The following is a 9,833-nucleotide window of genomic DNA, read 5'->3' as shown; positions in this document are numbered from 1 at the left end:
GCGCGCGGCGCGCGGGTACGGGCCGGAGCGGTTCGCCGCGCACTCGGTGGCCCTGGGCGCACGGCCGGACCGCAGTACCTTCCCCGCGCAGGCGCCCTGCCCGGTCCTCATCGTGGGGGCATCACACGACCAGGTGGTGCCCACCGAGGAACAGCGCAGGTGGGCCGAGGCAAACGGTGCCGGGGGCGGTGGTGCGGGCGCCAGCAGCAAGGGCGCCCAGGCGGTGACCTACGTGGAGATCCCGGAGACCGGGCACATGCTGCCGGTCGAGACGCCTGAGGAGTTGGCCACCGCGATCAGCGACTGGTGGCGCCGCACCGAGGCCTGATGCGGGACATTCTCGGGTCGGGATCAGCGGGGGAGTTGCCCGTCGTCGATCTTGATGACGGTCCCGGTGACCGCCTCTGATGCGTCGGAGACGAGGTAGAGCAGCGTGGAATCGAGCTGTTCGGGTACGCCGAGGCGCTTGCGCGGGAACCCGGGCGCGATGTCGCCGACCCGCTCGAGCATCCCGTCGGTCATCTCCGACTCGAAGACTCCCGGCGCGATGGCGTTGACGTTGATGAGATTGCGCGCCCACTCCACGGCGAGGGCCTCCGTCATCCGACTGAGTGCCGCTTTGGTGGTGGCATAGAGGGCGGCCCCGTTCCCGGCATAGTGGTACGCGGCCATCGAGGAGATGTTGACGATCCGGCCCGGCGTTTCGGCCACGATCAACCGGCGGGCCACCCCTGTCGCCATGAGCCACGGGCCACGGATATTGGTGTCCAACACGGCGTCCACGAGCTCCAGTGACATCTTGTGTGCGCGCTGCGCATCGGGGATGCCGGCGTTGTTGATCAGGATCCGGGGAGCGCCGAGACGCTCGGTCACCTCCGTGAGGCAGGACTCGACGGAGGCCGGATCGGCGACGTCCAGCCGAACGCCGTGCGCGCTGCCTCCGCGTCGGCTGATCGCGTCGACGACCTCCTCGATCCTCTCGGTACGCCGCCCGGTCACGACGACAGTCGCGCCCGCGTCCGCGAGCACATGGGCGAATCGGGCGCCGAGGCCGGCGGTCGATCCGGTGACGATCGCGACGCGACCGGTGAGGTCGACAGAAGTCATGGGGAGTCCTCTCCGAGGTGGGGGGTGGCGGTGGAGCTGGTCAGATGTTGCGGCGAGGCAGTGAGGGAAGTAGCTCAGGTGAAGAGGTCGGGCAGGCCGTCCGAGACGCGGTCCGGGAAGTCCGGCTCCTCCTTGGCCAGGAACGCGGAGACGCCGGCGCGGACGTCGGCGGACGTGCCGCGGGTATAGATACCGATGGACTCGGCGCGGTGGGCCACCTCAGGGTCGGGAGCGCCGAGCATCCGCCACATGAGCTGGCGGGTCAGCGCCGCCGAGACCGGGGCCGTGCCGCGGGTCAGCTCGCGAGCGATCTCGATGGCGCGGGGGAGGACCTCGTCGGTCGGGAGCAGCTCACGGACCAGGCCGCGCTCCAGGGCCTCGCCGGCGAGGATGGTCCTGCCGCCGACAGTCCACTCGACCGCCGTGGAGATGCCCACGATGCGGGGCAGGAACCAGGTGGAGCACGCCTCCGGCACCAACCCGCGTCGCGTGAACACGAACCCGAATTTGGCGTGATCCGCGGCGATACGCACGTCCGTGGGCAGGGTCATGGTCACCCCGACGCCCGCGGCCGAGCCGTTGATCGCCGAGATGATCGGCTTGGTCATCCGGAAGATGCGTAGCGAGACCAGGCCGCCCGTGTCCGGCGGGGCGTGGCCGTTGTCCTGGCCTGGATCGACGGCGAAGGTGTCGCCCCCGCCCGAGATATCGGCCCCCGCGCAGAACGCTCGTCCGGTGCCGGTGAGCACCACGGCCCGGATGTCGTCGTCGGCGTCGCAGGCGTCGAGAGCGGCGACGAGGTCGGTGAGGTTCCGCGTGGTCGCAGCGTTGAGCCGATCGGGGCTGTTGAGCCTGATCACGGCGACGTCGTCGTGGCGCTCGAGGACGACCTCTCGCTGGTCGGCTGCGGTCTCGGGTGCCTGGTCGGGCGAGGGCTGCATGGTGACGGACGCTACCCGCGGTGGCGGGTGGTGGGGCCGGGATCCGATACTGACCGGCTGCGCATACTCGCCGCCGGCTCGGCGGGGGAGGACCCGGGATCAGCGGTTCGGGTTGGTGGCCGCGCCATCGAGCCAGAGCATGTCGGTCGCGTCGGCGTGTGAGCCGGTGGAGCCGACGTGCTTCGAGCTGATCCGGGGCCCCTTGGTGATCACGTGGACGAGCGCCATGCCGTGGCCGCGGCCGAGGCCGTAGTCGTTCTTCAACCATTCCAGGATCGGCCCGGCCTTGGTGCCGGGGCCGAAACCGCGTTCGGTCGCCTGATCCACGAGTTGCCGCGGCGTCAGCCCGGTCTTGGTTTCGATGGTGTCGAGATACGCCTGGAAGGACATCGGATTCTCCTCTGATCGATAGGCGGCGGGGTGATGGGTTTCGGGTGATGAGCGGGTGGGTCCGGTCAGGCGTCCGCGGAGTCCGAGCGCAGGGCATAGGTCGCGACGATGTTGCCCGCCTGGGTCTGCGTCGAGTTCAACAGACGCAGGCGCGTCGTGGGGACGGACTCGTCGAAGAGCCTGCGGCCCTCACCGGAGATCACCGGGTGGATGGTCAGCGTGAGCTCGTCCACCAGGCCCGCCAGCACCAGCCTCCTGGTGGTCTCCACGCCACCCGCGATCGCGATGTCGCCGCCCGGTTCCTGCCGCAGCTGCCCGAGGTACCCGGCCGCATCACCGGTGGCGATAACGCTGTTCCACGGCAGCTCGCCCGTCAGGGTGGAGGTGAGCACGTGCTTGCGGACCGGGTTGACCCACTCGGCGAACGGGTCCTGCGCACCGGGCCAGTAACCGGACCACTCCTGCCAGAGCGTGCGGCCCAGCACCAGGTCCGTGGTCGCGGCAGTCATCTTCTGCATGAACTCCATCTCCTCGGGTCCGAAGGCGTCGAACTGCCAGTGCTCGGCATGCTCCGTCACGCCGTTGAGCGTGGAGAACATGTGGGCCGTGATCGTGCGGCTCATGATGATCCCTCCTGAGGGGACTCGGGGGCCCGGTCGAGCAGGTGCTCGGGGCCCGAAGGACCGTCCTTCACAGGGGTAGACGGTGCGAGGCGCCGAAAGTGATCGGTGCGGCGGGGATTCTCCCTACGGCAGGTGGGCGGGCAGGCCGAACTCGGCGAAGTGGCCCGCGCCGATGAAGTGGGTGAGGGCCGAGAGGCGGCCGGCGCGGGACTCCAGGACGTGGATCGCGAACGGCTCCCATCGAGCCGCGCTGGAGTCGCGAACGCCGGCGTCGTTTCGGCTCTCGTCTCGACCGCCGCCGTCGTGATAGACCGCGACGGCCGGACGGCCGTTGGCGGAGGTGACGATGGTCCGCGAGTTGCGGCACACCTGCCCGGGGCCGCGCCACCAGCGCTCGATCTGCGCGGGGCCGCGGAGCCAGAGCTCGAACGGCGGCATGCTGAACTCCGCGTCCTCGGTGAGCAGGTCGACTAGGGTGTGTCTCCCAATCGGCGTAGCCAGGTGAGAATTGCGCAGAGGGTGACGGCGGCGCGGTAGGTGATCGCGAGTTTGTCGTAGCGGGTGGCCAGCGCTCGCCATTGCTTGGCCAGAGCGAAGGAACGTTCAACGACATTTCGGTCTTTGTAGAGGTCAGTGTCGAGTTTCGGGGGTCGGCCACCGCGGCTGCCGCGGCGTTCGCGAGCGGCGATGGTGTCGCTTTTCTCCGGGATGACAGCGGCGATACCGCGACTGCGGAGCTGGCGGCGGATCGTGCCAGACGAGTAGGCCTTGTCTGCGATCACCGCGTCGGGGCGGGTGCGGGGTCGGCCCTTGCCGTGGCGTGGGACGTGGATGTCGGCCAGGACTTCGGCCAGCATCGCGCCGTCGTTTCGTTGCCCACCGGTGATCACGTTCGCCAGCGGTCGGCCGCGGCCATCGACGGCACTGTGAATCTTGGTGGTCAGCCCTCCTCGCGAGCGACCGATGCCGTGACCTGCGGGTTCACAGTCCCGGAAGGGCCGGTTCTTGTGATTCGACCCTGCCCCCTGTGTCCTGCTCAGGGCGCGTTGTATTTGTGCCGTGCTGATGAGCGCGGCAGATGGTGGCGTCGACCGAGACGTTCCAGTCGATCTTTCCGGCTGCGTCGGCATCGGCCAGGATCACGTGCAGGATGCGATCCCAGGTCCCGTCCCGGGCGTAGCGGGCGTGACGCTTCCACACGGTCTGCCACGCACCGAACTCCTCGCGAGGTAGGTCCCGCCAGGGAATACCGGCGCGGTAGCGGTAGATGATCCCCTCGACGACTTTGCGATTGTCGCGAAACGGATGCCCCTGCCGCCCTTCATTGGAGGGCAGCAGGGGCTCTATCCGCTCCCACTGCTCGTCGGTGAACTGGCGAAATCGTGACTTCGTCTGACCCATACGGCCACGGTCTCGCGGGTCACCGCTCAGCTATGGGAGACACGCCCTAGGCGGTCGACGTCGTAGGCCTCGAAGGCGGCGACGTACTTCTCGAGAAGCCGGGTGTCGTAGGCGGGGGCGTCGTCCGCGGTGTCGGTTGGGAGAGTGGCCCCGTGCTGGGCCATGGTCTTGCGCGCCCGGGCGAGTGCGGAGTTGACCGAGGCCACGGACATGTCGAGGAGGTCCGCGCACTCCGCCGCCGAGAGCACCAGGACATCGCGGAGGATCAGCACGACCCGCTGCCGGGGTGGCAGGAACTGCAGCGCGGCGACAAAGGCGAGCCGGACCGATTCGCGGGCGAGGGCGGTGGCGGACGGGTCGACGCCGAGATGGGCGTCGCTCGCCGGGCCGATCCACATCTGCTCGGGCATGGTGGCCAGCGACGTGGGGTCGTCTGGGACGCGGCCGGGCTCGTTGAGGTCCACCGGAAGGCTGCGTCGCTGCGGCGCGCGAGCCATGTCCAGGCAGACGTGGGTGGCGATGGAATACAGCCACGTACGCAGCGACGAGCGGCCGCCGAATTCGGCGCCATCCCGCGCCCTCCACGCACGCAGCATCGTCTCCTGCGTTGCGTCTTCGGCCTCCGCGATACAGCCGAAGTAGCGGTAGCAGTAGCCGAGGATCTCGCGGCGGTAGGTCTCCGCCTCGGTCGTGTTCACGCGGTCATTGTCCGCCTGGGGTGCGGAATTGTGGTGTGGTTCGGCGGCCGGGCGACAGGTTCCGGGGGACAGTGTCCACCGCCGATGCAGCGGCCGGCCTTCTTGATCAAAACTTCACGCGACCTCTACCTGAACTGGTGCGTGCACGCGCGATGCTGATGTCACCAACCGAAGGACGGTGACGACCATGATGGGCTGGTCGGGTCAGCTGAGTGCCACCGGGTGGATCATCATGGCGGTGTGCATGCTCGTGTTTTGGGCGGCAGTGCTGTCCATGCTGGCCATGATGTTCCGTAATGACCGTTCCGGGGGGCACGGACGCACCGCGCCGGAGGCCGATCCGCTTCGAGTGCTCGAAGTGCGTTTCGCCCGCGGAGAGATCGGCTCCGACGAGTTCGTGGCCCGCCGAGAGGAGCTGACGCGCTCCGGCAACTCCGTACCGACGAAACCCGAGCACGGGCGGCCCCGTGTCTGAGCTGACCCGCCGGTCCTTCCTCCTCGGTTCAGCCCTCGCCGGGGCCGGGGCGCTCGTCGCCTGTTCCGGAGCGGGCCCGCCGACCGGTACCCCCGTGCAGCCCTTGTCGGACGCTGTCCGTCGTGCCGAGCTGGCGCGCCGCAGCGCGGGCCAACGGGTGGTCTCAGCGCGGTTGACGCCGCGTCCGGTCGACGTGGATCTCGGTGGACGCGTCGTCTCCACCTGGGGCTACGACCCTAGCCTGCCCGGGCCGCTACTGCGTGCCCGTGTCGGGGATCTGCTCAAGGTGGAGGTGGACAACCAGCTGCCGGCGGAAACCAGCGTGCACTGGCACGGACTGGCACTGAGCAACGACATGGACGGGGCACCCGGCCTGACTCAGGACCCCATCGCCCCCGGCGGTCGGTTCGCTTACGAGTTCACCGTCCCGCACGCGGGCACGTACTTCTATCATTCGCACTCCGGGCTCCAACTCGACCGCGGACTCTACGGGCCCCTGATCGTCGACGACCCGAACGAGCCCGGTGACCATGAGCACGAGTGGATCGTGGTGCTCGACGACTGGCTCGACGGCACCGGTCGCACCCCCGACGATGTTGCCCGCGACCTGGGCATCGGTGACGCCGCAGGTATGGGCAGCGGATCTGGGATGGGAAGAATGGGCGCGATGGACCACGGCGGCATGAGAGGTATGGGCGCCACGGACACGGGTTCCGAGACGATGCTCTCGCCGATGCTCGGCGGCGCCGGGGACGTGAGCTATCCGCTCTACCTGGTCAATGGGCGGGTCCCGGAGGACCCGATGGTGTTCAACGCGACACCCGGGGAGCGAGCGCGTATCCGCCTCATCAACGCCGGTGCTGATACCGCCTTCCGCGTGGCCCTGGGCGGGCACCGGATGACCATCACCCACACCGACGGCTTCCCGGTCGTGCCGCAGGATACCGATGCACTGATGGTCGGGATGGGCGAGCGGTTCGATGTGCTCGTCACCCTCGGCGACGGCGTCTTCCCGTTGTTCGCGCAGGCCGAGGGCAAGACCGGTCACGGGCAGGCACTGGTGCGCACCGCTGCGGGCGACCTGCCTACCCGGTCCCGACCCGACGAGCTGGACCGGCAGGTGCTGTTCGGCACCGATCTGGCGCCTCGCGCGGACGTCCGACTGGAAGAGAAGGGGCACGACGTTTACCACAGTCTGGACATGGGCGGGACCATGTCGCCGTACAGGTGGACCCTGAACGGCCGCGCTCACCCCGACATCACGTCGTTGGACGTCAACGAAGGGCAACGGGTTCGTATGCGGATGCGCAACATGTCGGACATGTTCCACCCCATGCACCTGCACGGACACACCTTCGCTCTGCCCGATACCGGGCTGCGCAAGGACACCGTCACGATCAGACCGATGCGCACCGTGGAGATCGAATTCGATGCCGACAACCCCGGCCAGTGGGCGCTTCACTGCCACAACGCCTATCACCAGGAGGCCGGGATGATGACCACCCTGTCCTACCTGGCCTAGTGAACACCCTGAAACACCCAAGACAGCCGAACCCCTGAGCCCCGCCACTCCCAGGAGGCTATTGATGTCGCATCCGGAACACGGACCCGCGCAACCGAACCCGGCGCCGACCAGACACGGCCACGGCGCCGAGGTTCACAGCCCGCCCCCCGCCGAGCACGGCGAGCACGTCGCCCATGTCGGGCCGGGCGGGCACGGCGAGGACGGGGGCCACGATCGACACGCTGGGCACGGGGCACACGGGGAGATGTTCCGCCGTCGCTTCTGGGCGTCGCTGGTGCTGGCGATCCCGGTGGTGTACTTCAGCCACATGGTCGCCGATCTGCTCGGCTACACCATGCCGAATTTCCCCGGCGCCATGTGGATCGCCCCGGTGCTGGGCACGGTGATCTTCCTCTACGGCGGCACCCCGTTCCTCACGGGCGGCTGGGCCGAACTCCGCTCGCGCCGCCCGGGGATGATGCTGCTGATCTCCATGGCGATCACTGTCGCCTTTGTCGCCTCCTGGATCACCACCTTGGGCCTCGGCGGGTTCGAGCTGGACTTCTGGTGGGAACTGGCGCTGCTTATCGTGATCATGCTGCTCGGGCACTGGCTCGAGATGCGCGCGCTCGGCTCGGCCTCGGGAGCCCTCGATGCGCTGGCGGCCATGCTGCCGGACTCGGCGGAGAAGATCACGGATTCCGGGACTGTCGCAGTTCCGCTTCCGGACCTCGAGTTGGGGGACCTGGTGCTCGTGCGCGCAGGAGCGCGGGTGCCCGCCGACGGCACGGTCACCGACGGCCGTGCCGAAGTCGATGAATCGATGATCACCGGCGAATCCAAGACGGTCACCAGAGAAGCCGGCGACACCGTGGTCGCCGGAAGCGTTGCGACGGACAGCGCGCTGAGGGTTCGGATCACCGCGGTGGGCGAGAGCACGGCTCTGGCCGGCATCCAGCGGATGGTCGCCGACGCCCAGGCCTCCTCGTCCCGAGCGCAAGCTCTGGCAGACAAGGCCGCGGCGTTCCTGTTCTATTTCGCCACGGTCGTGGGCATCCTCACGTTTGCGGTCTGGGCGTTGCTCGGCAACGTCGACGAGGCCGTGGTGCGCACGGTGACCGTGCTCGTGATCGCCTGTCCCCACGCGCTGGGGTTGGCTATTCCACTTGTGATCGCGATCTCCACCGAACGAGCGGCCAGGTCCGGGGTGTTGGTCAAGGACCGGCTCTCGCTCGAACGCATGCGCACCGTCGATGTGGTCCTGTTCGACAAGACCGGCACCTTGACCGAGGGCCAGCACCGGGTCACGGGAGTCACCGCCGCGCGCGGGGTCACCGGGGAGCGGGTGTTGGCGTTGGCGGCGGCGGTCGAGGCCGACAGTGAACACCCCGTCGCCCGGGCTATCGTCGCGGCGGCCGATGACCGGGTGCCGGCCGGCGAGCGGATCGCCGCCACCGATTTCCGGTCCCTGCCAGGCCGTGGGGTCCGCGCCCGTGTCGATGGCACCGAGGCCAGCGTCGGCGGTCCCGCCATGCTCAACGAACTGGGGTTGTCGATTCCCACCGACGTCGCGGAGGTGACCGAGCAGTGGGTGTCGCGCGGGGCGTCGGTGTTGCACGTCGCCGAAGGTGACCGGATCCTGGGGGCCGTCGCGCTCGAGGACGCCGTGCGGGAGGAGTCCCGGCAGGCGATCGACGCCCTGCACGCCCGTGGGGTCTCGGTCGCCATGATCACCGGCGACGCCCAGCAGGTCGCGGACGCCGTGGCCACGGACCTCGGGATTGACGAGGTGTTCGCCGAGGTGCTTCCCGAGCACAAGGACGCCAAGGTCACCGAGCTCCAGAAGCGCGGGCACAGGGTGGCGATGGTCGGCGACGGGGTCAATGACGCCCCCGCCTTGGCTCGCGCTGATGTGGGCGTGGCGATCGGTGCCGGGACCGATGTGGCCATCGAATCCGCCGGGGTGGTGCTCGCCGCGAACGACCCGCGGGCGGTCCTGTCTATCATCGACCTCTCCCATGCCAGCTACGGCAAAATGTGGCAGAACCTGGTGTGGGCAACGGGGTACAACGTCATCGCTGTGCCGTTGGCCGCCGGGGTTCTGGCCTTTGTCGGCGTGGCGATTTCCCCCGCGGTCGCGGCGATCCTCATGTCTGTCTCGACCATCGTGGTGGCGCTCAACGCCCAGCTGTTGCGCCGCCTCGACCTCGACCCGGCACGATTGGCCCGCACATGACCACGGTGTGACCGATCTGGTCGCTCATGTCGAGAACCCGGATCCGGTTCCGTCCCCCTAGTGCAGCGACCACACTGGGTCGCACAGTACGAGGAGGATCGCCATGGCCAAGTACCTGTTGCTCAAGCACTACCGGGGTGCCCCGGAGCCACCCAATAACGTGCCCATGACCGAGTGGGCGCCCGAGGAGGTGTCCGCCCACATCCAGTACATGAACGACTTCGCCGCTCGGCTGGAGGAGTCCGGCGAGTTCGTCGACGCCAACGCGTTGTCGGAGTCGGGGACGTGGGTGCGGTACGACGGCGAGGGCCGCCCGCCGCTGACCGACGGCCCGTTCCCCGAGACCAAGGACCTCATCGCCGGCTGGATGATCATCGAGACCGCCAGCTACGAGCGGGCCCTCGAGCTCGCGGGCGAGCTATCTGCGGCCCCGGGGGCGGGCGGGGAGCCGATCCACG

General features: G+C 68.8%; 12 protein-coding genes and 1 pseudogene. 5 read left to right on the top strand and 8 right to left on the bottom strand.

Annotated features, from left to right (window positions below; genetic code table 11):
• Positions 1 to 328 (top strand): alpha/beta hydrolase (locus G6018_RS15590; RefSeq protein ID WP_182640112.1); only part of this gene is annotated, 328 nt, incomplete at its 5' end.
• 23 nt (positions 329 to 351) lie between these two features.
• Here G6018_RS15590 and G6018_RS15585 read toward each other — a convergent pair.
• The 7 genes and pseudogenes from G6018_RS15585 to G6018_RS15555 all read right to left on the bottom strand — a co-directional run bounded on the left by G6018_RS15585 (position 352) and on the right by G6018_RS15555 (position 5,232).
• Positions 352 to 1,107 (bottom strand): SDR family NAD(P)-dependent oxidoreductase, encoded by a 756-nt coding sequence (locus G6018_RS15585; protein ID WP_182640111.1) that lies wholly within the window; start codon positions 1,105 to 1,107, stop codon positions 352 to 354.
• 74 nt (positions 1,108 to 1,181) lie between these two features.
• Positions 1,182 to 2,048 carry an enoyl-CoA hydratase-related protein gene (locus G6018_RS15580; RefSeq protein WP_182640110.1) on the bottom strand — a complete coding sequence of 289 codons (867 nt, stop codon included), beginning with the start codon at positions 2,046 to 2,048 and terminating at the stop codon, positions 1,182 to 1,184.
• A gap of 99 nt (positions 2,049 to 2,147) precedes the next feature.
• A complete protein-coding gene (locus G6018_RS15575) occupies positions 2,148 to 2,438 on the bottom strand; it encodes a DUF4287 domain-containing protein (RefSeq protein WP_182640109.1) in 291 nt (96 codons plus the stop codon).
• Between the two features lie 65 nt (positions 2,439 to 2,503).
• A complete protein-coding gene (locus G6018_RS15570; protein ID WP_095718241.1) occupies positions 2,504 to 3,061 on the bottom strand; it encodes a dihydrofolate reductase family protein in 558 nt (185 codons plus the stop codon).
• Positions 3,062 to 3,184: 123 nt separating this feature from the next.
• Positions 3,185 to 3,499: a hypothetical protein gene (locus G6018_RS15565; protein ID WP_182640108.1), complete on the bottom strand. Its 315-nt coding sequence runs from the start codon at positions 3,497 to 3,499 to the stop codon at positions 3,185 to 3,187.
• A gap of 32 nt (positions 3,500 to 3,531) precedes the next feature.
• Positions 3,532 to 4,462: pseudogene (locus tag G6018_RS15560) on the bottom strand (IS5 family transposase).
• A 26-nt stretch (positions 4,463 to 4,488) separates the two neighbouring features.
• Entirely contained in the window at positions 4,489 to 5,232 is a 744-nt protein-coding gene (locus tag G6018_RS15555) for an RNA polymerase subunit sigma-70 (RefSeq protein ID WP_182640113.1), read from the bottom strand.
• Between the two features lie 115 nt (positions 5,233 to 5,347).
• Here G6018_RS15555 and G6018_RS15550 point away from each other — a divergent pair, with 115 nt between their 5' ends.
• Both G6018_RS15550 and G6018_RS15545 read left to right on the top strand, forming a co-directional pair.
• Entirely contained in the window at positions 5,348 to 5,635 is a 288-nt protein-coding gene (locus G6018_RS15550; protein ID WP_095718239.1) for an SHOCT domain-containing protein, read from the top strand.
• Complete coding sequence (locus G6018_RS15545; protein WP_182640107.1) at positions 5,628 to 7,157, top strand: multicopper oxidase domain-containing protein; 1,530 nt, start codon at positions 5,628 to 5,630, stop codon at positions 7,155 to 7,157. Before G6018_RS15550 ends, G6018_RS15545 begins: the two co-directional genes overlap by 8 nt.
• Positions 7,158 to 7,215: 58 nt before the next feature.
• Here the strand turns inward: G6018_RS15545 and G6018_RS17480 are convergent, their stop codons facing one another.
• Entirely contained in the window at positions 7,216 to 7,389 is a 174-nt protein-coding gene (locus G6018_RS17480; protein ID WP_241732177.1) for a hypothetical protein, read from the bottom strand.
• Between the two features lie 15 nt (positions 7,390 to 7,404).
• Between G6018_RS17480 and G6018_RS15540 the strand changes: the two genes are divergently transcribed.
• Both G6018_RS15540 and G6018_RS15535 read left to right on the top strand, forming a co-directional pair.
• Complete coding sequence (locus G6018_RS15540) at positions 7,405 to 9,375, top strand: copper-translocating P-type ATPase (protein ID WP_241730667.1); 1,971 nt, start codon at positions 7,405 to 7,407, stop codon at positions 9,373 to 9,375.
• 103 nt (positions 9,376 to 9,478) lie between these two features.
• Positions 9,479 to 9,833: YciI family protein (locus tag G6018_RS15535; protein ID WP_182640106.1), on the top strand; the 355-nt coding region annotated here is incomplete at its 3' end.

The organism is Dietzia sp. DQ11-44, from assembly GCF_014145205.1.
GTDB lineage: Bacteria > Actinomycetota > Actinomycetes > Mycobacteriales > Mycobacteriaceae > Dietzia > Dietzia natronolimnaea.
This window is presented reverse-complemented; position numbering and strand designations above follow the sequence as displayed.

Excerpts from the sequence above, each read along its gene's own strand:
- G6018_RS15565 (WP_182640108.1), bottom strand. The coding sequence starts at position 3,499 with ATGCCGCCGTTCGAGCTCTGGCTCCGCGGCCCCGCGCAGATCGAGCGC.
- G6018_RS15575 (WP_182640109.1), bottom strand. The coding sequence starts at position 2,438 with ATGTCCTTCCAGGCGTATCTCGACACCATCGAAACCAAGACCGGGCTG.
- G6018_RS15580 (WP_182640110.1), bottom strand. The coding sequence starts at position 2,048 with ATGCAGCCCTCGCCCGACCAGGCACCCGAGACCGCAGCCGACCAGCGA.
- G6018_RS15550 (WP_095718239.1), top strand. The coding sequence starts at position 5,348 with ATGATGGGCTGGTCGGGTCAGCTGAGTGCCACCGGGTGGATCATCATG.
- G6018_RS15570 (WP_095718241.1), bottom strand. The coding sequence starts at position 3,061 with ATGAGCCGCACGATCACGGCCCACATGTTCTCCACGCTCAACGGCGTG.
- G6018_RS15540 (WP_241730667.1), top strand. The coding sequence starts at position 7,405 with ATGTTCCGCCGTCGCTTCTGGGCGTCGCTGGTGCTGGCGATCCCGGTG.
- G6018_RS15585 (WP_182640111.1), bottom strand. The coding sequence starts at position 1,107 with ATGACTTCTGTCGACCTCACCGGTCGCGTCGCGATCGTCACCGGATCG.